36 protein-coding genes are annotated in these 26,656 nt (G+C 47.3%); all 36 read left to right on the forward strand.

The features are described from left to right. Nucleotides 1–49: 49 nt before the first annotated feature. The 36 genes from rplJ (at nucleotide 50) to rpsD (ending at nucleotide 26,644) form a co-directional block, all read left to right on the forward strand. Entirely contained in the window at nucleotides 50–577 is a 528-nt protein-coding gene (gene rplJ, locus AB1611_04280; GenBank protein MEW6378806.1) for a 50S ribosomal protein L10, read from the forward strand. 35 nt (nucleotides 578–612) lie between these two features. Beyond that, nucleotides 613–1,002 (forward strand): 50S ribosomal protein L7/L12, encoded by a 390-nt coding sequence (gene rplL, locus AB1611_04285; GenBank protein ID MEW6378807.1) that lies wholly within the window; start codon nucleotides 613–615, stop codon nucleotides 1,000–1,002. Nucleotides 1,003–1,058: 56 nt separating this feature from the next. After that, the gene (rpoB, locus tag AB1611_04290) at nucleotides 1,059–4,961 is read left to right on the forward strand and encodes a DNA-directed RNA polymerase subunit beta (GenBank protein ID MEW6378808.1); all 3,903 of its coding nucleotides are present in this window, start codon (nucleotides 1,059–1,061) and stop codon (nucleotides 4,959–4,961) included. Between the two features lie 45 nt (nucleotides 4,962–5,006). Continuing rightward, entirely contained in the window at nucleotides 5,007–9,116 is a 4,110-nt protein-coding gene (gene rpoC / locus AB1611_04295; protein MEW6378809.1) for a DNA-directed RNA polymerase subunit beta', read from the forward strand. A 59-nt stretch (nucleotides 9,117–9,175) separates the two neighbouring features. Then, complete coding sequence (gene rpsL, locus AB1611_04300) at nucleotides 9,176–9,547, forward strand: 30S ribosomal protein S12 (protein ID MEW6378810.1); 372 nt, start codon at nucleotides 9,176–9,178, stop codon at nucleotides 9,545–9,547. Between the two features lie 14 nt (nucleotides 9,548–9,561). Then, complete coding sequence (rpsG, locus tag AB1611_04305) at nucleotides 9,562–10,032, forward strand: 30S ribosomal protein S7 (GenBank protein MEW6378811.1); 471 nt, start codon at nucleotides 9,562–9,564, stop codon at nucleotides 10,030–10,032. A gap of 9 nt (nucleotides 10,033–10,041) precedes the next feature. Beyond that, nucleotides 10,042–12,123, forward strand: a complete 2,082-nt coding sequence (gene fusA / locus AB1611_04310) for an elongation factor G (GenBank protein MEW6378812.1) — start codon at nucleotides 10,042–10,044, stop codon at nucleotides 12,121–12,123. Nucleotides 12,124–12,204: 81 nt separating this feature from the next. After that, nucleotides 12,205–13,404 carry an elongation factor Tu gene (tuf, locus tag AB1611_04315; protein ID MEW6378813.1) on the forward strand — a complete coding sequence of 400 codons (1,200 nt, stop codon included), beginning with the start codon at nucleotides 12,205–12,207 and terminating at the stop codon, nucleotides 13,402–13,404. A gap of 99 nt (nucleotides 13,405–13,503) precedes the next feature. Next, the gene (gene rpsJ, locus AB1611_04320; protein ID MEW6378814.1) at nucleotides 13,504–13,812 is read left to right on the forward strand and encodes a 30S ribosomal protein S10; all 309 of its coding nucleotides are present in this window, start codon (nucleotides 13,504–13,506) and stop codon (nucleotides 13,810–13,812) included. 40 nt (nucleotides 13,813–13,852) lie between these two features. Continuing rightward, nucleotides 13,853–14,482 carry a 50S ribosomal protein L4 gene (gene rplD, locus AB1611_04325; GenBank protein ID MEW6378815.1) on the forward strand — a complete coding sequence of 210 codons (630 nt, stop codon included), beginning with the start codon at nucleotides 13,853–13,855 and terminating at the stop codon, nucleotides 14,480–14,482. Then, a complete protein-coding gene (locus AB1611_04330; protein MEW6378816.1) occupies nucleotides 14,479–14,769 on the forward strand; it encodes a 50S ribosomal protein L23 in 291 nt (96 codons plus the stop codon). The genes rplD and AB1611_04330 overlap by 4 nt, the downstream gene beginning before the upstream one ends. A gap of 37 nt (nucleotides 14,770–14,806) precedes the next feature. Next, entirely contained in the window at nucleotides 14,807–15,637 is an 831-nt protein-coding gene (gene rplB / locus AB1611_04335; protein ID MEW6378817.1) for a 50S ribosomal protein L2, read from the forward strand. A gap of 9 nt (nucleotides 15,638–15,646) precedes the next feature. Then, nucleotides 15,647–15,931, forward strand: a complete 285-nt coding sequence (rpsS, locus tag AB1611_04340; GenBank protein MEW6378818.1) for a 30S ribosomal protein S19 — start codon at nucleotides 15,647–15,649, stop codon at nucleotides 15,929–15,931. 3 nt (nucleotides 15,932–15,934) lie between these two features. Then, nucleotides 15,935–16,273 (forward strand): 50S ribosomal protein L22, encoded by a 339-nt coding sequence (rplV, locus tag AB1611_04345; GenBank protein MEW6378819.1) that lies wholly within the window; start codon nucleotides 15,935–15,937, stop codon nucleotides 16,271–16,273. Nucleotides 16,274–16,285: 12 nt separating this feature from the next. After that, entirely contained in the window at nucleotides 16,286–16,960 is a 675-nt protein-coding gene (gene rpsC, locus AB1611_04350; protein ID MEW6378820.1) for a 30S ribosomal protein S3, read from the forward strand. Between the two features lie 24 nt (nucleotides 16,961–16,984). Continuing rightward, complete coding sequence (gene rplP, locus AB1611_04355) at nucleotides 16,985–17,389, forward strand: 50S ribosomal protein L16 (protein MEW6378821.1); 405 nt, start codon at nucleotides 16,985–16,987, stop codon at nucleotides 17,387–17,389. Nucleotides 17,390–17,400: 11 nt separating this feature from the next. Continuing rightward, entirely contained in the window at nucleotides 17,401–17,616 is a 216-nt protein-coding gene (gene rpmC, locus AB1611_04360) for a 50S ribosomal protein L29 (protein ID MEW6378822.1), read from the forward strand. Nucleotides 17,617–17,620: 4 nt separating this feature from the next. Further along, entirely contained in the window at nucleotides 17,621–17,875 is a 255-nt protein-coding gene (gene rpsQ / locus AB1611_04365) for a 30S ribosomal protein S17 (GenBank protein ID MEW6378823.1), read from the forward strand. Between the two features lie 28 nt (nucleotides 17,876–17,903). Beyond that, nucleotides 17,904–18,272: a 50S ribosomal protein L14 gene (gene rplN / locus AB1611_04370; protein MEW6378824.1), complete on the forward strand. Its 369-nt coding sequence runs from the start codon at nucleotides 17,904–17,906 to the stop codon at nucleotides 18,270–18,272. Between the two features lie 25 nt (nucleotides 18,273–18,297). Continuing rightward, nucleotides 18,298–18,639: a 50S ribosomal protein L24 gene (gene rplX, locus AB1611_04375; GenBank protein ID MEW6378825.1), complete on the forward strand. Its 342-nt coding sequence runs from the start codon at nucleotides 18,298–18,300 to the stop codon at nucleotides 18,637–18,639. A 37-nt stretch (nucleotides 18,640–18,676) separates the two neighbouring features. Then, nucleotides 18,677–19,228: a 50S ribosomal protein L5 gene (gene rplE, locus AB1611_04380; GenBank protein ID MEW6378826.1), complete on the forward strand. Its 552-nt coding sequence runs from the start codon at nucleotides 18,677–18,679 to the stop codon at nucleotides 19,226–19,228. A gap of 27 nt (nucleotides 19,229–19,255) precedes the next feature. Further along, nucleotides 19,256–19,441 carry a type Z 30S ribosomal protein S14 gene (locus tag AB1611_04385; protein MEW6378827.1) on the forward strand — a complete coding sequence of 62 codons (186 nt, stop codon included), beginning with the start codon at nucleotides 19,256–19,258 and terminating at the stop codon, nucleotides 19,439–19,441. Between the two features lie 17 nt (nucleotides 19,442–19,458). Further along, a complete protein-coding gene (gene rpsH / locus AB1611_04390) occupies nucleotides 19,459–19,857 on the forward strand; it encodes a 30S ribosomal protein S8 (protein ID MEW6378828.1) in 399 nt (132 codons plus the stop codon). A 12-nt stretch (nucleotides 19,858–19,869) separates the two neighbouring features. After that, nucleotides 19,870–20,406: a 50S ribosomal protein L6 gene (rplF, locus tag AB1611_04395; protein ID MEW6378829.1), complete on the forward strand. Its 537-nt coding sequence runs from the start codon at nucleotides 19,870–19,872 to the stop codon at nucleotides 20,404–20,406. Nucleotides 20,407–20,429: 23 nt separating this feature from the next. Beyond that, the gene (gene rplR / locus AB1611_04400) at nucleotides 20,430–20,795 is read left to right on the forward strand and encodes a 50S ribosomal protein L18 (GenBank protein ID MEW6378830.1); all 366 of its coding nucleotides are present in this window, start codon (nucleotides 20,430–20,432) and stop codon (nucleotides 20,793–20,795) included. A gap of 18 nt (nucleotides 20,796–20,813) precedes the next feature. Next, entirely contained in the window at nucleotides 20,814–21,311 is a 498-nt protein-coding gene (gene rpsE / locus AB1611_04405; protein MEW6378831.1) for a 30S ribosomal protein S5, read from the forward strand. A 2-nt stretch (nucleotides 21,312–21,313) separates the two neighbouring features. Further along, nucleotides 21,314–21,502: a 50S ribosomal protein L30 gene (rpmD, locus tag AB1611_04410; protein ID MEW6378832.1), complete on the forward strand. Its 189-nt coding sequence runs from the start codon at nucleotides 21,314–21,316 to the stop codon at nucleotides 21,500–21,502. Nucleotides 21,503–21,506: 4 nt separating this feature from the next. Continuing rightward, entirely contained in the window at nucleotides 21,507–21,953 is a 447-nt protein-coding gene (gene rplO / locus AB1611_04415) for a 50S ribosomal protein L15 (protein ID MEW6378833.1), read from the forward strand. Further along, entirely contained in the window at nucleotides 21,950–23,263 is a 1,314-nt protein-coding gene (gene secY, locus AB1611_04420) for a preprotein translocase subunit SecY (protein ID MEW6378834.1), read from the forward strand. The genes rplO and secY overlap by 4 nt, the downstream gene beginning before the upstream one ends. A gap of 25 nt (nucleotides 23,264–23,288) precedes the next feature. After that, nucleotides 23,289–23,939, forward strand: a complete 651-nt coding sequence (locus AB1611_04425) for an adenylate kinase (GenBank protein ID MEW6378835.1) — start codon at nucleotides 23,289–23,291, stop codon at nucleotides 23,937–23,939. Between the two features lie 5 nt (nucleotides 23,940–23,944). Further along, nucleotides 23,945–24,712 carry a type I methionyl aminopeptidase gene (gene map / locus AB1611_04430; protein MEW6378836.1) on the forward strand — a complete coding sequence of 256 codons (768 nt, stop codon included), beginning with the start codon at nucleotides 23,945–23,947 and terminating at the stop codon, nucleotides 24,710–24,712. Nucleotides 24,713–24,726: 14 nt separating this feature from the next. After that, a complete protein-coding gene (gene infA / locus AB1611_04435) occupies nucleotides 24,727–24,945 on the forward strand; it encodes a translation initiation factor IF-1 (protein MEW6378837.1) in 219 nt (72 codons plus the stop codon). A 14-nt stretch (nucleotides 24,946–24,959) separates the two neighbouring features. Next, nucleotides 24,960–25,073, forward strand: a complete 114-nt coding sequence (gene rpmJ / locus AB1611_04440) for a 50S ribosomal protein L36 (GenBank protein ID MEW6378838.1) — start codon at nucleotides 24,960–24,962, stop codon at nucleotides 25,071–25,073. A gap of 99 nt (nucleotides 25,074–25,172) precedes the next feature. Next, nucleotides 25,173–25,553, forward strand: a complete 381-nt coding sequence (rpsM, locus tag AB1611_04445) for a 30S ribosomal protein S13 (GenBank protein MEW6378839.1) — start codon at nucleotides 25,173–25,175, stop codon at nucleotides 25,551–25,553. A gap of 57 nt (nucleotides 25,554–25,610) precedes the next feature. After that, nucleotides 25,611–26,000, forward strand: coding sequence for a 30S ribosomal protein S11 (rpsK, locus tag AB1611_04450; protein ID MEW6378840.1), 390 nt, complete (start codon nucleotides 25,611–25,613; stop codon nucleotides 25,998–26,000). 17 nt (nucleotides 26,001–26,017) lie between these two features. Next, nucleotides 26,018–26,644 carry a 30S ribosomal protein S4 gene (rpsD, locus tag AB1611_04455; GenBank protein ID MEW6378841.1) on the forward strand — a complete coding sequence of 209 codons (627 nt, stop codon included), beginning with the start codon at nucleotides 26,018–26,020 and terminating at the stop codon, nucleotides 26,642–26,644. The last annotated feature ends 12 nt before the right edge of the window (nucleotides 26,645–26,656 follow it).

Here is a 26,656-nt window from a genome sequence, read left to right on the forward strand (position 1 = left end):
CATTTTCACAAAATAATCGCTTTATGTATCTTTACTATTATAAAGAGGGGTGTGTCAGTCATTGATCAGGACGGAAAAAGAAAAGCAGGTAGATGAAATAGGAGAAAAACTTCAAAGGGCAAAGGCCGCCGTATTCAGTGACTTTTGTGGTCTGAAGGTCAAGAATATGGAGGAGCTGAGGCATCGGCTTCGGGAGCAGAAGGTTGAATTTAAAGTATTTAAGAATACTTTAATTCGAAAAGCTTTCAAAGGACAGGAGGGGATAGATGACTTCCTGCGGAATCCTACAGCTTTGGCCTTTGGTTACGTTGACCCGGCGGCAGTGGCTAAAATTTTAATCACCTATGCCAAGGATAATCCTGCCTTAAAGATCAAGGGTGGAGTTGTTGAAGGCAAGGTTATGAATGTTGCCCAGATCACTTCATTGGCTGAGCTTCCGCCGAGAGAGGTTCTTCTGGCGAAGGTGGTCATGGGCATCCAGTCGCCATTGCGCGGTTTTATGAACGTGCTGAATGGTCCGCTAACTCAATTGGTGATGGTATTAAAAGCGATTGAAGAGAAGAAAAAGAGTCAATAGCTTACTAAAATAATAGATGAAGGGAGATTTTTAACATGCCAGAGATTACCAGAGAAGCAGTAATTGATTACATAGCCAATATGACGGTTTTGGAGCTTTCGGAGTTGGTAAAAGAGTTAGAGGGGAAATTCGGTGTTTCCGCGGCTATGGCCCCGATGGGTGTGATGGCTGGCGCGGCTGCTCCGGCAGCGGCAGAAGCAAAACAGGAAGAGCAGACTGAATTCACTGTTACTCTGCTCAACGCGGGTGACAAGAAAATTCAGGTCATCAAAGTAGTCCGGGCTTTGACCGGCCTTGGATTGAAAGAGGCTAAAGACCTCGTTGACGGCGCTCCCAAACCGGTTAAAGAGCATATTCCAAAGGAAGAAGCTGAAAAAATCAAGGCCGAACTGGAAAAAGAGGGTGCCAAAGTCGAGATTAAATAATTAGTTGAAACATTATTCACGATTTATAGTTAGTACCATTGTTTATAGGAAATTTTATGGATAACCATAAGAATAGACCCTTAAGAAGGATACGAAAGGATTTTGCTCGAATCCCTCAAATCATGGAGGTTCCGAATCTCATTGAGATTCAGAGGAAATCCTACGAACAGTTCCTGCAGGCTGATGTTCCTCCTGAAGCGCGAAAGGATGAAGGCCTCCAAGGTGTATTTACCAGCATCTTTCCAATCACTGACTTTGGAGATAACTGCTCGCTGGAGTTTGTCTCCTACAGCCTGGGGGAGGCGAAATATACCGTAAATGAGTGCCGGCAGCGAGGGATGACCCATGCAGCCGCTCTGAAGGTTGTGGTCAGGCTGATTGTCTGGCAGAAGAACAAGGAACGGCAGACAAAGACCATCAGGGACATTAAAGAGCAGGAAATTTATTTGGGAGAGATACCCCTGATGACCGAGCATGGAACATTTATTATCAATGGTACGGAAAGAACCATTGTCAGCCAGATGCACCGGTCGCCTGGTGTCTTTTTCAGCCATGATAAAGGCAAAACCTATTCGAGCCAAAAGATATTATACATTGCCAGAATCATACCGTATCGCGGATCATGGATTGAATTTGAAGTCTGTACCAAGGATGCATTGTATCTGCGGATTGATCGGCGAAGGAAGATTCTGGCTACGGTTCTTCTTCGTGCCCTGGGTTTTAAAGAAGATGAGGAAATCCTGAAGGCATTCTATGCTACCGAGAAAATTATCCTGGAAGGGGAGGGATATAAGCTCCTTAATCCTGACGTTCACGGAGGCGAAAGAGTACCGAAGGATATTATAGACCCCGCGAGCGGCCAGATTCTGGTCAAAGCTGGAAGCAAGCTTAACCGTGGTATTCTGAAGCGGATGGAAGAAAGTGGAATCAATCGGCTTCCGATCGTGATGGAACAGATCGTGGGCAGATATGTTGCCAGGGATGTTATTGATGTCGAGAGCGGCGAAGTTCTCCTGGAATGCAATCAAATAATCACCGAGGAGAAACTGACGATTCTCCGGGAGAAAAAAATCCCTTCCATTGAGCTTTTGATTATCGAGGAAAGCAATATTGGTTCGTCCCTGCGTGACACGCTGGAAAAGGATCCTATCAAGACTCAGGAGGATGCCTTAGTTGAGATATATAAAAGGATGCGCCCTGGGGATCCGCCAACCCTGGAGAGCGCCAAGGCTCTTTTTCACAGCCTGTTTTATGACTCCAAGCGGTATGACTTGACCAAGGTCGGACGGTTGATTATCAACCGCAGGCTGGGGCTCGATATCGATATAGAAAACCGGCTCTTGCAGAAAGAAGATTTTGTTGCTGTTATCCGGTATCTCCTCCAGTTGACAAACGGGGTCGGATACGTGGATGACATCGACCACCTGGGAAATCGCAGGGTCCGGGCGGTAGGAGAGCTTCTGGAGAATCAGTTCCGGGTAGGCCTTGTCAGGATGGAACGGGCCATTAAAGAACGGATGAGCATCCAGGATATGGAAACCGTGATGCCGCATGATATTGTGAATTCCAAACCGGTGTCGGCGGTAATCAAGGAATTCTTCGGCAGCAGTCAGCTCTCTCAGTTTCTGGATCAGACGAATCCTCTGTCCGAATTAACCCATAAGCGCAGGCTGAGTGCTCTGGGGCCGGGAAGCTTGAGTCGGGAAAGAGCGGGTTTTGAGGTGCGCGACGTGCATCCTACCCATTACGGACGCATCTGTCCTATCGAGACACCGGAAGGCCCCAACATCGGTCTTATCGCTTCACTTTCGACCTATGCGCGGGTCAATGATTTCGGTTTTATCGAAACCCCGTATCGGAAAGTTGTCGATGGCCAGGTTACCGACGAGATAGAATATCTGACCGCATCTCAGGAAGAGCAGTATTCCGTGGCTCAGGCTAATGCACGGGTTGACGAAGAAGGGCGGTTTATTGATTCTCGAATAGCAGCCAGGACCGGCGGTGAGCCCCGTAAGGTTCTTCCTGAACAAATCAACTATATGGATGTTTCTCCCAAGCAACTGGTCAGTGTCTCCGCCTCGCTGATTCCCTTTCTGGAGCACGATGATGCCAACCGCGCCTTGATGGGGTCCAACATGCAGCGGCAAGCCGTTCCTCTACTGCGGCCCAATGCGCCGTTGGTCGGTACCGGAATGGAATCCGTTGTGGCTCGAGATTCAGGAGCGGTAATCCTGGCTAAAAGAGATGGCGTGGTTGAACGGGTTGATGCCACGAAAATCATTGTCCGGGTGGATAATGGAAGCGATCTGAAAGGTGAAGAGCCTATCATCGATGTTTATGAACTGGTAAAATTCCAGCGAACCAATCAAAACACCTGCCAGAATCAGCGTCCAATTGTCAGACCGGGCATGCAGGTAAAAAAAGGTGATATCATAGCCGATGGCTCCTCGACAGAGTTAGGCGAACTGGCCCTGGGCCAGAATGTCCTGGTGGCTTTTATGCCCTGGGGCGGATACAACTTTGAGGATGCTATCCTGATGAGTGAGCGCGTGGTCAAGGAGGACCGGTTTACCTCCATCCATATTGAAGAATTTGAAATCGAGGCCCGGGATACGAAGCTGGGCCGGGAAGAGATCACCCGTGATATACCGAATGTCGGCGAAGATACTCTGCGCAACCTCGATGACAGCGGTATTATTCGAATCGGTGCGGAGGTCAAGCCGGGTGATGTTCTGGTCGGCAAGGTGACACCAAAGGGTGAAACGCAACTGACACCGGAGGAAAAGCTTCTGCGGGCCATTTTTGGAGAAAAAGCCGCTGATGTCCGGGATGCCTCTCTGGTTGCTCCTCCGGGAGTTGAGGGGATTGTAGTTGATGTCAAGGTCTTCTCCCGCAAGGGAGTCGAAAAAGACAAACGGACCACGGAAATTGAAGAGGACGAAATCGGAAAGCTGAAGAAGGATTTCGAAGATGAAACCAAGATCGTCGAAGAGTCCAAGCAACGAAAAATCCTGGAACTGATTAAGGACGGGCATGTGGAAGAGATCGAGCCTGAAGAGCTGGAAGATAATGCGGTCATGGATAAAATCATTGGCGATCCTCTTCTTGAGCCTCAGATCGATGAAATTACCGATTGGGCTGAGCGGCAGAAAGAAGAGCTGCAACTGGAATTTGAAGATAAGATCTCCCGTTTGGAAAGGGGAGGGGAGCTTCCGCCGGGAGTTATCAAACTGGTAAAGGTTTACATCGCTATCAAGCGGAAATTGTCTGTTGGCGATAAGATGGCCGGACGGCATGGAAATAAGGGAGTTGTCTCCAAGATACTTGCCGAAGAGGATATGCCGTATCTCTCTGATGGAACACCGGTGGATATCGTTCTCAATCCTCTCGGTGTACCTTCCCGAATGAATGTCGGCCAGATTCTGGAAACTCATCTTGGCTGGGCAGCTAAAGCGCTGGGACTGCATGTATCAACACCGGTATTCGATGGCGCCACTGAAGCTCAGATCCGGGCAGAGCTCAAGAAGGCAGGGCTTCCTGAAGCGGGGAAAACCACGTTACGGGATGGCCGTACCGGTGATCCGTTCCGCCAGGATGTCACTGTCGGCTATATCTACATGCTCAAGCTGGCCCACCTGGTTGATGACAAGATTCATGCCCGGTCAATCGGTCCCTATTCGCTGGTAACTCAGCAGCCGCTGGGAGGAAAAGCCCAATTTGGCGGTCAGCGATTCGGAGAAATGGAGGTATGGGCACTGGAGGCCTATGGGGCCGCTTATACCTTACAGGAGGTCCTGACAGTAAAATCTGATGATGTAACCGGAAGAACCGATGTCTATGAGGCAATCGTCAAAGGTGAAAACCTGAACGAACCGGGAATTCCGGAATCGTTCAATGTTCTGGTCAAAGAGCTCCAAAGCCTGTGCCTGGATATTGAACTGGTAAAAAGCAGTAACTAAAAAGTAATATTTTTATAATATCAATACTCTAAAGGAGGGGACTCCTTGAGGACCTTTAGAAGCTTTACTGAAAGAAAATCTGAACGGGTTGAATTTGACTATTTGAAAATCGGCATTGCCTCACCGGATAAAATCAGGTCATGGTCTCATGGTGAGGTCAAGAAGCCGGAGACGATTAATTATCGGACCTTCAAACCCGAAAAAGATGGTTTATTCTGCGCCAAGATCTTTGGGCCAACCAAAGATTGGGAGTGTAATTGCGGTAAATATAAACGCATGAAGCACCGGGGGGTGGTGTGCGATAAATGCGGCGTTGAAGTAATTCAATCCAAGGTGCGACGGGAGCGCCTGGGCCATATAGAGCTTGCCTGTCCGGTATCCCATGTCTGGTTTTTCAAGGGATTGCCGAGCCGGATCGGTCATCTTCTCGATATGACCCTGCGCGAATTGGAAAAAATACTCTATTTTGAAGCCTATGTAGTCATTGATCCGGGTGATACGCCGCTGCAAATGCATGAATTGTTGACCGAAGAAAAATACCGTCGGTGTGTTGAGGAATTCGGGGACAGGTTTAATGCCGGTATGGGAGCAGAGGCCATTAAGGAGCTGCTTAAACGGCTCGATCTTGAAAAGCTTGCCGGGGACCTTCGAGAAGAAATGAAAGCCACCAGCTCAGCCCAGCAGCAGAAGAAGGTGGCCAAACGGCTCAGAGTTATCGAGGCATTCCTGCATTCTGGAAATAAGCCGGAGTGGATGATCCTGGACGTTATTCCGGTCATTCCTCCGGAGCTTCGCCCACTGGTGCCTTTGGATGGCGGGCGGTTTGCGACCTCCGACCTGAATGATCTGTACCGCCGGGTGATTAACCGGAATAACCGCCTCAAGCGCTTACAGGAGCTTCGGGCTCCGGAAGTCATTATCAGGAATGAAAAAAGAATGCTTCAGGAATCGGTGGACGCGCTGTTTGACAATGGACGCAGAGGCCGGGTGCTCAGGGGACCGAACAATCGCCCCCTGAAATCCTTGAGTGACATGTTGAAAGGCAAGCAGGGGCGGTTCCGCCAGAACCTTCTCGGCAAACGGGTCGATTATTCGGGCCGTTCAGTTATCGTGGTTGATCCGCAGCTGAAGCTTCATCAGTGCGGATTACCCAAGAAAATGGCTCTTGAGCTGTTCAAGCCGTTCATTTATCACCGGCTGGAAGAAAAAGGCTATGTAACCACTATCAAGAGTGCCAAGAAGATGGTGGAAAAGGAAAAGGATGAAATCTGGGAAATTCTGGAAGAGGTGGTCTCGGAGCATCCCGTTCTGTTAAACCGGGCACCGACACTTCACCGATTGGGAATCCAGGCGTTCGAGCCGCTGCTGGTTGAGGGGAAGGCAATCCGGATTCACCCGCTGGTTTGTGCAGCCTTCAATGCTGATTTTGATGGAGACCAGATGGCTGTACACATTCCCCTGTCGGTGGAAGCCCAGACCGAAGCCCGGATATTAATGATGTCAAGCAATAATATCCTCTCACCGGCCAATGGTGAACCTCTCACGGTCCCTACCCAGGATATTGTCTTGGGTTGTTATTATCTTACCAAGGAGGGAAGAAGACAGCGGGAGGAAAAGCGGATATTTTCCAATAGTAATGAAGCCATCATGGCTTATGAATGTGGTCAGGTCGATTTACAGGAAAAGATAAAGCTGCGATTGAATAAAAAAATTATCGAGACGACCGTGGGAAGAGTAATATTCAATGAGATACTTCCCTCCAATATTCCTTATACGAATAAGGTTCTGAGCAAGAAGGAATTGACAAAACTCATCGGCATCTGCGTACGGCAGTGCGAGCATGATGAAGTCCTTCGCCTGCTGGATGATCTGAAAGAGCTTGGCTTTCGGTATGCAACCAAAGCCGGCATATCGATCTCGATTGATGATATGAAAATTCCGTCGCGGAAAGATGAGCTGATCCGGAAAGCTGAAAAAGAAGTTATTGAAGTTGAGCAGCAATACCTTGATGGAATTATCACCGATGGTGAGCGGTACAATAAAGTGGTCGATATCTGGTCCAGGGTCACCGAGCAGGTTTCCGATGAGATGTTCATGGAGCTCGAAGCCGAGCATGCCCTGGAACAGGCAGGAAAATCGGCAGGCAATGAATTCAATCCTATCTACATGATGGCTGATTCAGGGGCCAGAGGAAGCAAGCAGCAGATCCGGCAGCTGGCCGGAATGCGAGGACTGATGGCCAAGCCATCGGGAGAGATTATCGAAACTCCGATTACGGCCAATTTCCGTGAGGGATTGACTGTTTTACAATACTTTATCTCTACTCATGGTGCCCGGAAAGGGTTAGCTGATACAGCCCTGAAAACCGCCGATTCGGGTTATCTCACCAGACGGTTGGTCGATGTTGCCCAGGATGTCATTATTACTGAAGAGGATTGCCGGACCATTGACGGTATCATGGTTACGCCGATCGTTGAAGGTGGAGAGCTTATTGCTTCGATCAGAGACCGTATCCTTGGCAGGGTAGCACTGGAGGAGATCAGAGATCCAATTACCAACGAGTTACTGGTTGATGCCAATGTGGAGATTACCGAGGAAATTGCGGCTGAAATTGAAAATTCCGGCATTAAGAAGGTTAAGATTCGATCGGTGTTGACGTGCGAGGCCAAACGCGGAGTGTGTGCCAAGTGCTATGGCCGTAATCTGTCTACCGGACAATTGGTTGAACTGGGAGAGGCAGTTGGAGTCATAGCCGCTCAATCCATCGGTGAACCCGGAACGCAGCTCACCATGAGAACCTTCCATATCGGTGGTACGGCCAGCAGGATTGTCGAGCAAACAACCCTGAAAGCCAAAAATGCAGGTACTATTCAGTTTCACAATATCAATACGGTCCGGAATAAAGAGGGCTTTCTGGTGGTCATGAACCGCAACGGCAGTATCGGCATTCAGGATGAATCGGGAAGGGAGCGGGAACGGTATCCGGTCGTGTATGGAGCCACCCTGAAAATTGTCGAAGGCCAGAAGGTTGAAAGTGATCAGAGCCTGGTCGAATGGGATCCGTATACCATCCCCATCCTGACTGAAGTGGAAGGAAGGCTTCAATATCGAGATGTGGTTGAGGGAATTACCATGAGTGAGGAGGTCGATGAGGTAACGGGTCTTTCTCAAAAGGTCATTATCGAGCATCAGGATGAAAAGCGCCAGCCCCGTGTCCATATTAAGGATGAGGCTTCCAATAAAGTATTGGCCACCTATCTTTTGCCTGCTCAGGCCCACCTGATGGCTGTTGATTCGGCTAAGGTTTTCCCGGGCGATTTGATTGCCAAGATTCCCCGCGAAACCACCAAAACCAAGGACATCACCGGAGGCTTACCCAGGGTGGCTGAGCTGTTTGAAGCTCGAAAACCGAAAGAGCATGCCACGATTGCTGAAATTGATGGAGAAGTTCGCCTTGGTGGTGTAGTCAAGGGGATGCGCAAAGTATATGTGAAGAACGATATGGGGGTTGAAGAGGAATATCTGATTCCCCGCGGAAAGCATATCAATGTGCATGATGGTGACAGGGTCAAGGCCGGGGAGCCGCTCATGGATGGATCGCCCAATCCGCATGATATTCTGCGGGTTTTGGGAGACAAAGAGCTGCAAAAATACCTCGTCAATGAGGTGCAGGAAGTTTATCGGCTTCAGGGTGTCAATATCAATGACAAGCATATCGAGGTCATTGTCCGGCAGATGCTTCGATGGGTCAAGATAGAAGATGTCGGGGACACGGACTTCATTATCGGAGAGCAGGTTGACCGTTTCCGTTTTCTTGAGGAAAATGAGCGGGTCAAGGCTAAAGGCCTGCGGCCCAGTACCGGCAAACCGTTGCTGCTTGGCATCACCAAGGCTTCCCTGAGTACGGAAAGCTTTATTTCGGCCGCTTCGTTCCAGGAGATGACCAGAGTACTTACTGAAGCCAGTGTTTGTGGCAAAGTTGATGAGCTCCGAGGGCTCAAAGAGAATGTTATTGTCGGGCGATTAATCCCGGCTGGTACCGGTTTACGGAGTTACCGGCAAATTAATGTTATTCCTGAAAAGCAGGTTCCGGAGAAAGGGAGCGTGATCGAGGAGCTGGAGCTCGAGGAGAAAAAGGTATTGACAACTGGTTAACAGTATAGTATATTCGGAACTCTTTTGCATATAACTATGGTAAGAAAGGGAAAGGAAGAATGCCAACTATTAATCAACTGGTGAGAAAGGGTCGAAAAAAGGTCTTCAAGAAGAAATCGGCTCCTGCATTGGATTCTTGTCCGCAAAAGCGCGGGGTTTGCTTAAGGGTGTATACGGTTACTCCGAAAAAGCCAAACTCGGCACTCCGGAAAGTGGCGAGGATCAGGTTAACCAGTGGAAAAGAAGTCACCGGCTACATACCCGGGGTGGGACATAATTTACAGGAACACTCGATTATTCTGCTTCGAGGAGGCAGAGTAAAGGATTTGCCTGGTGTTCGCTATCACATTGTCCGAGGAGCGCTGGATACGGTCGGGGTTCAGGACAGGAAAAAAAGCCGGTCACGATACGGGGCCAAGACACCGAAATAGGGAGTTTGATTTATATGCCGAGAAGAGGGATCGTATCCAAAAGAGAATCAATACCAGATATCAGGTATAATGAGGTCATAGTCACCAAGTTTATTAATACTCTGATGAAGCAGGGTAAAAAAAGCACTGCTGAGAGTATTTTCTATGGGGCGATGGATATTATTCAGCAAAAGACCGGCCAGGAGCCTTTGCAGACTTTCAAGCAGGCCCTGAGCAATGTCAAGCCAATTATCGAAGTAAAATCCAGGCGGGTCGGAGGATCAACGTATCAGGTGCCGGTGGAAATTCGGTCCGAGCGTCGGATCAGTCTGGCCATTCGCTGGATTGTGGACTTCGCCAAGAAGCGGAACGAAAAAAATATGCGGGAAGCTCTGGCAGGTGAATTATTGGATGCAGCCGGCGGCAAGGGCTCTTCGGTAAAGAAGCGGGAAGATACGCATAAGATGGCTGAAGCTAATAAGGCTTTCGCGCATTACAAATGGTAGGTGTGGAGAGTGTCTAAAAAGTTTCCTCTCTCCAAAATACGGAATATCGGAATTATGGCTCACATTGATGCCGGAAAGACAACGACCACTGAACGGATCCTCTATTATACGGGAATTACCTATAAGATGGGCGATGTGGATGAAGGCTCTACAGAAATGGACTGGATGGAACAGGAAAGGGAGAGGGGAATAACCATTACATCTGCGGCCACTACCTGCTACTGGCGTGATCATCGGATAAACATTATTGATACGCCAGGTCATGTGGATTTTACTGCCGAAGTTGAACGTTCTCTGCGAGTATTGGATGGAGCGATTACCGTAGTTTGCGGAGTAAGCGGGGTTCAGCCTCAAACGGAAACTGTCTGGCATCAGGCCGAACGGTATCATGTACCCCGGATTGTGCTGGTTAATAAGATGGATAGAATCGGAGCGGATTTTTTTGCCAGCACAGAGTCAATCGAAAAAAAACTGCATACCAAAACTGCTCTCTTACAAATACCTCTCGGAAAAGAGAGTGATTTTCGGGGGGTAATAGATCTGATCACAATGCGAGCCATTATCTACGATACTGATGAGCTTGGCGCAACCTATCGAGATGATGTAATTCCTGATGAATTCATCAGCCTGGCCCAGGAATACCGGAGCAGGCTGCTTGAAGTGGTAGCTGAAGAAGACGAATACCTTACGGAAAAATATCTTGAATCAGGAGAATTAAGTGAATCGGAGCTGCGGGGAGGAATTAGAAAGGGAACCTTAAGCCTGGCTTTTGTGCCGGTTTTGTGCGGTTCAGCTTTTAAAAATAAGGGAATTCAACCCTTGCTTGATGCTGTTGTCGATTATCTGCCAGCACCGACCGATGTTCCGGCAATAGAAGGAATTAATCGGAAAACAAATCAGAAAGAAAAACGAGAGGCTTCCGAGAAGGGACCTTTGGCAGCACTTGCCTTTAAAATCTGGAATGATCCCTTTGTCGGGCAACTGACTTTCTTTCGGATATATTCAGGAAGCCTGCACAGCGGGGCATATGTTTACAACGCCAGTAAGGATTACCGTGAACGGATCAGCCGGCTGCTGCATGTGCATGCTAATAAATGGGAGGATATTCCTCAAGTTTCTGCGGGAGATATTGCCGCTGCGGTAGGTTTCCGCAAGACAGGAACGGGAGATACCCTCTGTGATGAGCAAAAGCCCATTATTCTGGAAAGAATGGAATTTCCCGATCCGGTCATCTATGTCGCCATCGAGCCGAAGACCAAAGCCGATCAGGAGAAACTGTCTTCGACGCTGTATAAGCTGGCGCAGGAGGATCCGACATTCAAAATACATATTGACAATGACACCGGCCAGACAATCATTTCAGGGATGGGCGAGCTTCATCTTGAAATCATTACCGAACGAATGCTTCGGGAATTCAAGGTGCAGGCCAATATTGGTAAACCTCAGGTAGCTTACAAGGAAACGATACGGAAAAAGCATGAAGGCGAGGCAAAATTTATCCGGCAGACCGGAGGCCGTGGACAATATGGGCATGTTAAATTGATGGTCGAGCCTCGTGAGCGCGGAAGCGGCTTCGAATTCGAGAATGCCCTGGCAGGTGGAATTATTCCCAAAGAGTTTATTCCGGCAATCAGGGAAGGGATAACCCAGGCAATGGAGACAGGGATTCTGGCTGGATATCCGATGCTGGATATTAAGGCAACCCTCATTGATGGATCTTTCCATGAGGTTGATTCTTCGGACATCGCCTTCAAAATCGCGGGTCTCATGGCCTTTCAGGACGCTGTCAAGCAGGCAGAGGCAATATTGCTTGAGCCGGTTATGGAAGTTGAAATCGTCGTCCCAGATGAATTTATGGGAGAGGTAATTGGAGATGTCAATGCCCGCCGGGGCAGAATAGAAAATCTGAGCTCAAAGAGTGGTGTTCAGATAATTATGGCCAAGGTCCCTCTGGCTGAGATGTTTGGTTATTCAACCAGCCTCCGGTCAATGAGTCAGGGAAGAGGCACTTTTACCATGGAATTTCGGGAATACGATGAAGTCCCTAATACCATCTCTGAACAGTTACTGGCCAGGATCTATGGGCACTGATTTGCAGGGGCCATAGGTTGACTGATTGAGAGCTCCGTTGGTGACGTAAATTAAAAAGGAAAAATCGGGAGGAAATAAGGAATGGCAAAAGAGAAGTATGAAAGGACGAAGCCGCACGTAAATATAGGGACAATCGGGCACGTAGATCATGGGAAGACCACCCTGACCTCTGCCATAACCAAGGTATTGGCCAATAAGGGTCTGGCAGAGTATCGGGCCTTTGATCAGATTGACAATGCCCCCGAGGAAAGAGAGCGGGGGATCACCATTGCCACGGCCCATGTGGAGTATCAGACCGAGAGCCGCCACTATGCTCATGTTGACTGTCCCGGTCATGCAGACTATGTGAAGAACATGATCACTGGAGCAGCCCAGATGGATGGGGCCATTCTGGTGGTTTCAGCCGCGGACGGGCCCATGCCTCAGACCAGAGAGCATATTTTGCTGGCCAGACAGGTTGGTGTGCCCTATATCGTTGTTTTCCTCAACAAAGTGGACATGGTCGATGATGAAGAGCTGCTTGAGCTGGTAGAGCTTGAGGTCAGAGAGCTGCTGAGCCAGTATGAGTTTCCCGGAGACGAGATTCCGGTAGTCAGAGGCTCTGCTCTGAAGGCGGGAGAGTGTGGCTGCGGCAAAGATGGCTGCCCCAATTGCAAGGTGGTCTATGACCTGATGAAGGCAGTGGATGAGTATATCCCCCTTCCCAAGCGGGATATCGATAAACCCTTCCTGATGCCGGTAGAGGATGTGTTCAGCATTTCGGGGCGTGGAACTGTGGCTACCGGCAGAGTAGAGCGGGGCGTTATCAGAGTGGGCGAGGAAGTGGAAATCGTCGGCATCAAGGAAACGCAAAAGACGGTGGCCACCGGGGTTGAGATGTTCAGAAAGCTGCTGGACGAGGGGCAGGCTGGAGACAACATCGGGGTTCTGCTGCGGGGCAAGAAGCGGGAAGAAATCGAGCGGGGAATGGTTTTGGCCAAACCGGGCAGCATCACTCCGCATACCAAATTCAAAGCCCAGGTGTACGTACTGTCCAAAGAAGAAGGCGGAAGGCATACCCCGTTTTTTAATGGTTATCGGCCTCAGTTTTTTGTGCGGACAACGGATGTGACCGGAACCGTTCAATTGCCGGAAGGTGTGGAAATGGTTATGCCGGGCGATAATGTTGTGATCGTCGGCGAGCTGATTACTCCGATCGCCCTGGAAAAAGAGATGCGCTTTGCCATCCGGGAAGGCGGCAGGACCGTGGGTGCCGGCGTTGTCAGTGAGATCATCGAATAACCAGCAATCTCAGAAAGCGGCTTTTATTCACAATCTCTGAAGCGGTAAAAGCTATGGAGAGGACAACCCCTATACGGTGGTTGAGCCAGCGAGGAAGTGATGGAAGGTCAAAGGATAAGAATTAAATTATGTGCATATGATCATCAGATTTTAGACCAGTCAGCCGGTGAGATTGTCGAAACGGTGAAGCGGACGGGGGCAAAGGTATCAGGTCCGATACCTTTTCCAACCCGAAAAAACCGCTATACTGTGCTCAGATCCCCGCATATTGATAAAAAGTCCAGAGAGCAATTCGAGATCCGGACTCACAAACGGATTTTGGATATTCTGGAACCGACACCGCAGACCGTGGACGCTTTAATGCGCTTGGATCTTCCCTCCGGCGTTGATGTAGAGATTAAGCTATAACCTTGGATGTAAGATACAAGAAAAAGTTGCGTGAAAAGAGATGATAAGCTTAGATATCTATAACACTAATAACGAGAAGATCGAACAGATGGAAGTACCGGAATCAGTATTTGATGTACCGGTCAAGGAGCATCTTTTGCATGATGTTGTCTGTTATCAGCAGGCTAAGAGAAGGAAAGGGAATGCCAGTACCAAGACCCGCGCCGATGTGTCGGGAAGCGGGACAAAGCCCTGGAGGCAAAAGGGGACTGGGAGAGCCCGGGCAGGATGCAAAAGATCGCCCTTGTGGATAGGAGGAGGCGTTGTCTTCGGACCTCATCCGAGAAGCTACGAGTTCAAGGTAAACAAAAAGGTTTTAAACTATGCTCTTCGGTCAGCATTATCAATGAAACGGAAAGAAGGAGATTTACTGGTCCTGAAGGAGTTTGATCTTGAGCAACCGAAGACACGACTGGTAAAGGATATTCTTGACCGCCTGGAGATTCGGGAAAAAGTTTTACTCGTAATTGATGGTGAGCAGCATGCAAATTTGAGATTAGCTGCCAGGAACCTTGCACAAGTAAAGGTCATTGACACCGATGGGTTAAATGTATATGATATCCTCCTATTCAAAAAACTGATCCTGTTACGGTCAGCAGCTCAAAAGATCGAGGAGAAATTAAGCATATGAAGTCTGCATATGAGATCATTAAAGGGCCCATGATTACGGAGAAGAGCACTGCTCAAAAGAAACTGTTCAATAAAGTCTCCTTTGAGGTCGACAAGCTGGCCAACAAGATTGAAATCAAGCAGGCTGTTCAGGATATTTTTAACGTTAAGGTAGATAAGATATCGGTCATTCATCTCATGGGCAAAAAAAGGCGGCTTGGTGTACATCAGGGTAAGAGAGCGGACCGGAAAAAGGCAATTGTAACTCTTGCCGAGGGAGAAACCATCGAGCTTCTGGAAGGGCCTTAACGTCACGGGATAATCACGGCAAAGGTAAAGGATTATTATGGGGATAAAGGATTATAAGCCAGTTACACCGAGTTTACGAACCCAGACCGTCTCTACTTTTGAAGAGATTACCAAGGAGGAGCCTGAGAAATCGCTTCTGAGGAAGATGACTAAAACCGGCGGCCGGAATAATGTCGGTCGGCTGACTTCCCGGCATCGGGGTGGTGGTCACAAAAGACGGTACAGGATTATTGATTTCAAGAGGGATAAATTTTCGATTCCGGCCAAGGTTGTCAGCATCGAGTATGATCCCAATAGAAGTGCCCGCATTGCGCTTTTACATTATGCAGATGGTGAAAAGCGTTATATTCTGGCTCCGAACTCACTGGAAGTGGGAGCAAAAGTAATGTCAGGGCCTGAGGCTGAGATTCAGGCAGGAAATGCTCTTCCCTTGAAAAATATTCCGGTTGGAAGTGTTATTCATAATATCGAGTTAAAAAAAGGCAAGGGAGGACAACTGGTTCGCAGCGCGGGCACCAGTGCACAACTGTTGGCCAAAGAGGGCAGCTATGGACACGTACGGTTAACCTCCGGTGAAGTCCGGCTCGTTCATCTGGATTGCCTGGCAACTATCGGCCAGATAGGGAACATGGATCATGAAAATATCTCTCTCGGCAAGGCAGGTCGAACAACCTGGCTTGGCAGGAGAAGCAAGGTCCGGGGAGTGGCCATGAATCCTATTGATCATCCTATGGGTGGTGGCGAAGGTAAATCTTCCGGCGGGAGACACCCCTGTACTCCGTGGGGAAAGCCGACCAAGGGATATAAAACCAGAAGTAATAAACAAACCACCAAGTATATTATCAAAGGCAGAAAGAAGGGGAAATAGGAGGAAATCGTGGCACGGTCAATAAAAAAAGGGCCATATATTGATCATAATCTTTGGGAAAAGGTTGATAAGATGAATAAGGCCTTGGAAAAAAAAGTAATTAAAACCTGGGCACGGAACTCAACTATTTTCCCTGAGATGGTAGGGCACACTATCGTGGTGCATAATGGACGAAAATTTATCCCGGTATACATTACGGAAAATATGGTTGGACATAAGTTAGGCGAATTCGCACCTACTCGGACATTTCGTGGACATGGGTCCAAGAGCGAAAAATCAACTAGGGTAAAGTAGACAATGAAAGTAAAAGCTGTTACCAAACATTTACCGACAACTGCGCGCAAGGCCAAGCTTGTAGTTGACCTTATCCGGGGAAAGGGTCTTGAGGAGGCGATTAACATTCTAAAGTTTACTCCGAGGGCCGCATCTCCCATGATCGAGAAGGTTCTGCGGTCGGCCATGGCTAATGCCAAACAGAACAATGAGATTAAAGACGTCGATAAGCTTTATGTGTCTGAAATCAGCGCTCAACAGGGGCCGACTCTGAAACGATTCCAGCCAAGGGCCCGTGGACGGGCATTTCGGATTAAAAAAAGGACCAGTCATATCTCAATAGTACTGGATGAGAGATTGTAGGAGGAATAGGTATTGGGACAAAAAGTACACCCTCTTGGATTCAGATTAGGATATACCAAAACCTGGGAATCAAAATGGTATTCAAAGAAGGAATACCGGAAAAACCTGCTTGAAGATTTGCATATTCGGGCATTTGTCAGAGAAAAACTCAAAAACGCCGGGGTTTCCCGCGTTGAAATCGAAAGAGCCTCTGACAGGGTAAAAATTAATATCCATACCGCACGACCCGGTATCATCATCGGGAAAAAGGGAACGGAAGTTGACAAATTAAAAGATGAAATTCAGGCCCTTACCCATAAGCAAATCTACATTAATATTCACGAGATACGGAAAGCGGAGATTGATGCCCAGTTAATAGCTGAAAATGTAGCTATGCAATTGGAACGAAGAGTCGCTTTCCGAAGAGCGATGAAAAAGAGGGTTACTGCTGCCCTGCGCTTCGGGGCTGAAGGAATTCGAATCTCCTGTTCAGGAAGATTGGGAGGCGCTGAAATGGCGCGTCGTGAATGGTATCGGGAAGGCAGGGTTCCGCTTCATACCTTACGTGCTGATATCGATTATGGAACGACGATTGCACGAACTACCTATGGGGTAATAGGAGTGAAGGTATGGGTTTTTAAAGGTGAGGTCCTGTCAAAAGAGAAACCAGAGGGAGAGCAGTTAGACAGCGTCACCTATAACGTTTGAGAAAACAAGCTGGAGTAATAAGTCATGTTAATGCCGAATAAAGTAAGGTACCGGAAAGTCCAAAGGGGCAGAATGACCGGGAAAGCCTATCGTGGTTCAAGACTGGTTTTTGGTGATTATGGTTTAAAGGCCCTGGAGCCGGGGTGGATCACCAATCGGCAGATAGAGGCGGCTCGAATCGCGATCACCCGCTATGTGAAGAGAGGTGGAAAAGTCTGGATCAATGTTTTTCCCAGCAAACCGGTCAGCAAGAAACCTGCCGAAACAAGGATGGGAAAAGGAAAGGGTGCTCCGGAATTTTGGGTCGCGGTCATAAAGCCTGGTAAAATTCTCTACGAAATGGAAGGGGTGGCACCTGAAGTAGCCCGTGAAGCTATGAGATTAGCTGCCCATAAGCTGCCAATTAGAACACGGTTTGTAGCCAGATAGGTTTTAGGACTATGAAAGCAAAAGAACTGAGAGATTATAGTGATGAAGAATTAGGACAAAAAGAGGCTGATTTACGTGAAGAGCTTTTTAAGCTCCGGTTTCAAGCCGCTTCCGGTCAATTAGAAAACTATATGAGAATCCGTCAGGTCAGGAAAGATATTTCCAGAGTGTTGACTGTATACCGGGAAAGATTGGCCAACAGGGAGAAACAGGGTGCAGGGGAATAGTTCCATGAAGAGCAGGGGACAAAGGAAAAAAAGAACTGGTACCGTTGTCAGCGATAAAATGGATAAGACGGTAGTTGTAGAAGTCAAAAGAACTATCATTGATCCTACGTATAAAAAGGTTGTTCAGAAACGAAAACGGTATAAAGCGCATGATGAGGAAAACAAGTATAAAGTCGGCGATAAGGTTGTAATTATGGAAACGAGGCCATTGAGCAAAGATAAGCGGTGGCGGGTGGTAGCACCGTTATCCTCGAATTGAATATCAGGGGAATTGAGGGTATAATATTATGGTTCAACTTCAAACAATGCTTGATGTAGCGGACAATACGGGAGCCAAAAGGGTGATGTGTATCAAGGTGCTGGGTGGATCCCGGAAACGATATGCTACGATCGGTGATGTCATTGTCGTTACCGTGAAAGAGGCTGCACCCACCTCGGCAGTGAAAAAAGGAACGGTCAATAAGGCTGTTCTGGTACGAACAGCCAAAGAAGTACGCCGTCCCGATGGCTCGTATATAAAATTTGATCAAAATGCTGCAGTACTCATTAATAACCAGGGAGAGCCGATAGGGACACGAATTTTCGGACCGGTAGGCAGGGAATTGCGTGGCAAGAATTTTTCAAAGATCGTTTCCCTGGCTCCAGAGGTTCTATAAGGAAGCATGACTGATGAATCCGAAGATGAGCAAAGAAAAAAACAAGGGACGGTCAAATAAAATTCGAAAGGATGATCTAGTCACCGTAATTGCCGGAAAAGCAAAAGGAAAGACAGGTCGGGTGCTTGGCGTTTTGCCGGAGAAACATCGGGTGATTGTTGAGAAACTGGTGATAGTGAAAAGGCATACTAAACCGAGTCAACAGCAGCAGCAGGGTGGGATTATTGAGAAAGAGGGCACGATTAACATCAGCAATGTCATGGTGAAATGTGGCAAGTGTAATCATCCTACCCGTGTTGGCTTCATTCGTCTTGAGAATGGAGAAAAAGCCAGGATATGCAAAAAGTGCAAAGAGGTAATGGGCTGAAAACTGTCTGCCTCTGGTAATGGATAGGAAAAGGGCTATGGTTCGTTTAAAACAAAAGTACCAAGAAGAAATTTTACCTGCTCTCTGTCAGGAATTTGAATATAAAAATGTGCTCCAGGCTCCCAAGGTAATCAAGATTGTTATTAATATGGGTGTAGGAGAGGCGATTCAGAATGCCAAGGTTCTCGACTTTGCCTGTGAAGATCTTGCAAAAATCACGGGGCAAAAACCCATGGTTACCCGGGCCAAGAAATCTATTGCCGGCTTCAAATTGCGGGAAGGAATGCCCATCGGCTGTCGGGTGACTTTGAGGGGGGCAAGAATGTATGAGTTTCTGGATAGACTGTTATCTGTAGCTCTGCCACGAATCAGAGACTTTAAAGGAATGCCCGACAAATCTTTTGACGGACAGGGAAATTATAATTTTGGGCTTTCCGAGCAGGTAATATTTCCTGAGATCGATTATGATAAGGTTGATAAGGTCAGGGGTATGAATATCACGGTTGTAACGAGTGCCAAGACTGATAAAGAGGCACAGTCGTTACTCAGAAGGTTTGGGCTCCCGTTTCGGGGGGAGCGGGCAGAATAAAAAAGACTAGAGAGATGAGGTAGAGTCTTGGCAAGAAAGTCAATGATTATCAAAGCAAATCGAAAACCGAAGTTTTCCGTACGGAAATATCACCGGTGTGGAGTATGTGGGCGGCCGCGAGCTTACATGAGACGGTTTGGTATCTGTAGAATCTGTTTTCGTCAGCTCGCCTTGCGGGGAGAAATACCAGGCGTTATAAAGTCAAGCTGGTAAGATTGAAAGGAAGAATCATGGCCTTAACGGATCCTATTGCTGATATGCTAACAAGGATTAGAAATGCTAGCATGGCAAAATTCCAGGCAGTAGATATTCCATCCTCACGCTTGAAGCAGGAAATTATCCGTATCTTCAAAGAGGAGGGGTATATCAGAGCTTACAAGATAATCGAGGACCAAAAGCAGGGAACAATCCGGGTATACTTGAAATATAGTGAAGATAATCGACCGGTTATCAGCAACCTTCAGAGGATCAGCAAACCCAGTCGAAGGGTATATGTAAAAAAGGATGAGATTCCCAAAGTTTTGGGTGGCATGGGGATAGCTGTCCTCTCTACCTCTCAGGGAATCATGACGGATAAAACCACCCGGCGGGCAGGATTGGGTGGCGAGGTTCTGTGCTACGTTTGGTAAAAAGGATGATCCATGTCGAGAATAGGAAAACAGCCAATAGTTATACCCAAAGGGATCAACGTTCAAATTGATAAAAATATTCTGTCAGTAAAAGGCCCCAAAGGACTGACCGAGCTTAACCTGCATCCCCATGTCAATGTCGAGATGGAGGGAGAGGAGATCAGAGTGAAGCCAAGATTGCAGACCAAGGCGGCACGGTCAATTTATGGCTTAACCAGAGCTTTGATATTCAACATGGTCCAGGGGGTTAAAAATGGTTTTGAAAAGAAGCTTGAGATTGTAGGTATCGGATATAAAGCGAATGTTTCGGGGAAAAATTTAGTTCTGAACCTCGGCTATTCACACCCGATTGAATATCCTATCCCGGATGGCATTGAAATACAGGTTGATAAGCAAATCAATATTGTTGTCAGAGGAATCGACAAGCAGAAGGTTGGACAGGTTTGCGCTGAAATCCGGAATTTCAAGCCGCCAGAACCATATAAGGGTAAAGGTATCCGTTATGAGGGTGAGGCGGTGAGAAGAAAGGTCGGAAAAACCGGAGCATAGGATCAATTGAAGGAGAAAAATCCGTGAAAGGAAATGAAAGTCAGATATCGAGATCAATCCGCCATGCGAGAGTGCGGAAAAAGATTCAGGGGAGATCAGACCGGCCCCGCCTTGTCGTTTTTAAATCTTCCAAGCATACGTATGCTCAAGTGATCGATGACGTGCAGGGGAATACGTTAGCTTCAATATCGACTCTGTCTTCGAAGTTTCGGGAAAGACAACGGTATGGGGGAAATATCTCTGCTGCCAGGGTAATTGGTGAATTAATTGCCAAGGAATCTCTTCATAAGGGAATCAAGAAGGTAGTTTTCGATCGTGGCGGGTATCAATACCACGGAAGAGTCAAGGCCTTGGCAGAAAGTGCCAGAGAAGGGGGATTGGAGTTCTAGCATGATGGAGGGAAGCGTTTGGCCAAGGTAAATCCAGATCAATTTGAATTAGTGGATAAGGTAGTCCATATTAATCGGGTTGCCAAAGTTGTCAAAGGGGGACGAAGGTTCGGGTTCAGTGCTCTGGTAGTGGTTGGAAATGCTGATGGCTACGTTGGAATCGGATTGGGTAAGGCCAATGAGGTCCCGGAAGCCATCCGCAAAGGAGTAGAGAGGGCAAAGAAGAACCTGGTGAAAATTCCGGTTACCAAAGGAACCATCCCGTATATGGTCATGGGACACTATGGCGCAAGCAAGGTTATGTTGAAACCGGCTTCTGAAGGGACCGGGGTTATTGCCGGAGGAACGGTGAGAGCGGTCATGGAGGCGGTCGGTGTAAAAAATATCCTTACCAAGTCGATTGGATCCAGTAATCCCCACAATGTTATCAAGGCAACCATGGCCGGATTGATGAGCCTTCGAAATCCGGAAGAAATCATCAGAAATCGTGGTTTAATACGAGAAGAGGCAGGGTGAAAATGGGAAGTCAGATCAAAATCACGCTGATAAAAAGCGGGATCAGCAGATCCTGGAAGCATCGGGAAATATTAAAGGGGCTGGGTCTGACCAAGTTAAACAAGACAGTTTACCGGCCCAATAACCCTGCAATCATGGGAATGGTAAAGAAGGTCGAATACCTGCTAGACTATCAGATTACAGAAGGATAGATGGATGAATTTAAGTCAATTAAAACCCGCGGAAGGTTCAAAAAAATATCGGAAACGAGTGGGTAGAGGGTCCGGGTCAGGGCACGGCAAGACGAGCTGCCGGGGGCACAAGGGCCAGAACGCACGAGCTGGCGGTGGTGTACGCCGGGGATTTGAGGGTGGTCAAATGCCTTTGCAGCGAAGGCTGCCGAAGCGGGGATTTCACAACCTCTTCGGAAAGGAATATGCTCTGGTTAATGTATCAGCTCTCGAAGGCTTTGAGCAGGGAACAACCATCACGCCGGCAGAGTTAATACAGAAAGGCCTGGTTAAAAAGATCCTGAATGGAGTCAAGATACTGGGAGATGGCGAGTTACACAAGTCATTAAAAGTCAAAGCCCATAAATTTTCAAAAACCGCTATTGAAAAGATCCGCACCGCAGGTGGAGAGGTCGAGGTGATTAGCCCTTGATTGAAAGTTTCCAAAATATCTTTAAAGTACCTGAATTAAAAAAGAGAATTCTATTTACCTTTGGTCTTTTGGCTGTCTTTAGAATCGGGGCTCACATTCCAACTCCAGGAATTGATGGCGCAGCTTTGAGCGCTTTTTTTTCTCATGCGAAGGGAACTCTTCTGGGATTTTTTGACATGTTTTCTGGAGGAGCGTTATCCAAACTGACGGTTTTTGCCCTTGGAATTATGCCCTACATCGATGCTGCTATTATTCTGGAGCTGTTGACAGTAGTCATTCCCCATCTGGAGCGGCTTTCAAAAGAAGGTGAACAGGGAAGAAAGAAAATCACCCAGTACACCCGGTATGGAACGATTCTGATTGCAGTCATACAATCTCTGGGGATAGGCTTTGGTCTGGAATCCATGAGGAGTCCGACCGGGGCACCTATTGTTCCATTTCCCGGCTGGCCATTCCGACTGCTGACCGTAATTACCCTTACGGCAGGAACTGTGTTCCTGATGTGGCTCGGTGAGCAGATAACCGAACGGGGAATCGGAAACGGGATTTCTCTCCTTATCTTCGCTGGTATTGTCGTTCGAGGGCCAGCGGCGGTAATTAATACTGTGCGGCTTTTGCGAACGGGAGAAATGTCGTTTATCCTGATGGCCCTTATCGCTGTATTTATGGTGGCGGTATGCGCCTTTATTGTTTTTGTTGAGACTGGAGAACGAAAGATTCCGGTGCAATATGCCAAACGCATGGTTGGAAGAAGGATGTATGGAGGGCAGAGTACCTACATCCCCTTGCGGGTAAATACTGCCGGAGTTATTCCAATCATTTTCGCTGCATCGATTATCATGTTTCCGGCAACCATAGCCAGGTTTATTAATCATCCATGGATGATTCATATTGCCGATGCTCTGGCCCCGGGTGCGCCACTGAATACGATTCTCTATATTGTTTTAATTGTGTTTTTCTGTTATTTTTACACAGCTATTATTTTCAATCCGGTTGACGTTGCTGATAATATGAAGAAGTATGGAGGTTTTATTCCGGGAATTCGGCCTGGTAAAAATACTGCTGAATATATCGATAAAATCCTGTCGAGAATCACCCTGGTCGGAGCAATCTACCTGTCTCTTATTTCTATTTTACCTACGTATTTGATTAAATTCTTTAATGTTCCTTTTTATTTTGGCGGTATAGCACTCATAATCATCATTGAGGTTGGCCTGGATACGGTTCGCCAGATAGAATCTCATTTAATCATGAGAAACTATGAAGGCTTTATTAAGAAATCGAAGGTCAGTAGGCAAAGGATCGGATAAATCGGATAAAAAGGATAGGCAAGGGATGAATCTCATACTTTTAGGGGCACCGGGAGTAGGAAAAGGAACACAGGCTAAGTTACTGATGAAAAGATACCAGATTCCTCAGATATCGACAGGCGATATTCTGCGGGAAGCGGTACGTGAGCATACTCCGCTCGGCCTCAGGGCACAGGAGTTCATGAACAAGGGACTTTTGGTACCCGATGAAATTGTTATTGGTATCATCGAGGATAGACTGAAAGGTCAGGACTGTAGTCATGGCTTTATTCTCGATGGATTTCCCAGAACCATACCGCAGGCTGAAAGTCTCGGTGAAGTCATAAATAAACTGAGCATGAAACTTGATCATGTCATCAATTTTGAGCTGGATGAAGAGACTCTGATCAAAAGGCTGGCTGGAAGACAGACTTGTCAAGGTTGCGGAAATATGTATAATATATATTTTAATCCTCCGCGAAAGGAGGGGATCTGCGACCAATGCGGTGAAAAACTCTTTCAACGGAAAGATGATAACCCCACAACAATACAGGAAAGGTTATCTGTTTATCGGGCTCAAACAATGCCGCTCATTGGATACTATCAGGCTCAGAGCAAACTGGTTACGATAACGTTAAGTAATAGCGAAGGACCGGATCAGATTTTCGATCGCCTTCGTATGATGTTGGAAAGTTAGATATTGTGGTTATCCTGAAATCTCCTGATGAAATAGAGAGGATGAGAATTTCCGGACATATTGTGGCCGAAGTGCTTGAATATCTGAAAGAGTTGGTACAACCGGGTATTACCACTCTGGAGCTTGATCGGGAGGCGGAAAGGGAAATATACCGCAGAGGCGGAGAACCAACCTTTAAGGGATACAAACGATTTCCTCATGATTCTCCTTTTCCGGGGTGTATTTGCGTCTCTATCAATGAAGAAGTTATCCACGGGATACCTTCACAGAGAAAATTACTCCGAGGAGACATAATCAGTATTGACATTGGGGTCAGGGCAGAAGGATTTTGCTCTGATTCAGCCATTACGGTTGGGGTAGAGAGCATCAGTAAGGAAGCTGAGAAATTGCTCAGTACTACCGAAGAATCTTTGTACCGGGGAATTGGAAAGGCTTATCCGGGAAACAGGCTTCAGGATATCTCGTATGCAGTTCAGCAGCTTGTTGAAGAGCGGGGATATTCTGTAGTGCGTGATTTTGTCGGACATGGAATCGGACGATCTCCCCACGAAGATCCCCAGGTTCCCAATTTCGGAAAGCCTGGGCGGGGAAGACGATTAGAAGCAGGAATGGTTCTGGCCATCGAGCCGATGGTTGTCATGGGCAGTTATAATGTTGATGTGCTGGAAAATGGGTGGACAGCAGTGGCTGTCGATCATAGTCTGTCGGCTCATTTCGAGCATACGGTAGCCATCACTGGCAGCGGGCCGGAAATCCTAAGCAGGATTGAATGAGGAGATAATAACTTATGTCAAAGGAAGGGGCGATCGAGGTAGAGGGGGTAGTCGTAGAGCCCCTCCCCAACGCTATGTTCCGGGTTGAGCTGGAAAATGGCCACAGAGTTCTCGCCCATATTTCTGGAAAAATGAGAAAAAATTTTATAAGGATCCTTCGTGGTGACAGGGTGCTGGTAGAGCTTTCTTCTTATGACTTAACCAAGGGTAGAATCATTTATCGATTCAAGTAAAGGTCAATAAATCTATGAAGGTGAGAAGTTCCGTAAAGGCAATTTGTAAAAAATGCAAGATTATTCGGCGAAGGGGTATCATCCGGGTTATTTGTGAAAATCCTCGGCATAAGCAGAGACAGGGCTAAAAGGCCGGTATTTTTGCCGAAACGGGATGATCACATGGTAAGTGATATGGGTAGAGAATTTCATGATAAAATTTTAATTTTATTCCAGGGAGGAGTGTCTTGGCACGTATTGCGGGTGTAGACTTACCAAAAAATAAAAGAGCCGAGATCGGACTCACATACATCTATGGAATCGGAAGGTCACGATCCCAACTCATTCTTGAAAAGGCACAGGTATCGAAGGATACAAAGATTGGAAAGCTTACTGAGGAGGAAATCACCCGGATACGGGATCAGATCGCCAATTTCAAGGTTGAAGGAGATTTGAGAAGAGAGATTTCCATGAATATCAAAAGACTCATGGACATCGGATCTTATCGCGGCATGCGTCATCGTCGATCAATGCCGGTAAGAGGGCAGCGAACCCATACCAATGCGAGAACGAGAAAGGGTCCGAAGCGAGCCACAGTCGGTGGAAAGAAAAAAGCAACCAAGAAATAAATCATAAGCTGGAAATCGAGCCGATGGTTATTATTCCGGTAAAGGAGGTAGCATAACATGGCCCAAGTTAAGAAGAGAGGCCAAAAAAAAGAAAAAAAGAATATCCCGGTTGGCGTAGCTCATATTCAGTCAACCTTTAACAATACCGTTATCACTATTACTACCGTTGAGGGGGACGTATTGTCTTGGTCCAGCGCAGGAAGCCTGGGGTTCAAGGGTTCTCGGAAAAGTACACCATTCGCTGCGCAAATGGCTGCTGAAGCTTGTGCCAAGAAAGCTATGGAGCAGGGCATGCGACAATTGGAAGTCAATGTCAAAGGTCCTGGTGCTGGAAGAGAGGCAGCTATTAGAGCCTTGCAGGCAGTTGGCCTTGAAATAAGCTCGATAAAAGATGTTACCCCGATTCCGCATAATGGGTGCAGACCTCCCAAAAGGCGGAGAGTGTAGAAAGGAGAAATTGGAAATTGGCTAGATATCGAGGCCCTGTTTGTCGTTTATGCCGTCGTGAAGGCATGAAACTGTTTCTCAAGGGAGACAGGTGCTATACTGATAAATGTGCGATTGAAAGAAGAAATTATCCACCTGGGCAGCATGGACAGGCAAGACCCAAAAGCTCCGGGTATGGATTACAATTAAGAGAAAAACAGAAAGCTAAAAGAATATATAGCATACTTGAAAGTCAATTCAGAAGTTATTTTCATAAGGCAGAAAGGAAGCCGGGTGTCACCGGCAAGTACCTTCTAACCTTATTAGAAACGCGGTTGGATAATGTTATCTATCGGCTTGGATTTGCTTCCTCCAGAAATGGAGCCCGGCAATTGATCACTCATGGTCATTTTACGGTCAATGGCCGAAAAGTGAATATTACCTCCTATCAACTAAAGCAGGGAGACACCATTGAGCTCATCGAAAAGAGCAGGAAAATCGAATGGATTAAAGAATCGATGGACTCGGCGGCACATCGCGGCATCCCTCAATGGCTGGAGGTCAACCCTGAAAAATTTATTGGAATAGTAAAAAGTCTTCCAAGCCGAGATGATATTACACTGCCAATTCAGGAGCAGTTAATCGTAGAATTATATTCAAAATAAAGCTACGGAGGG

It is taken from the genome of bacterium (assembly GCA_040755755.1).
In the GTDB taxonomy this organism is placed as follows: Bacteria; SZUA-182; SZUA-182; order DTGQ01; family DTGQ01; genus DTGQ01.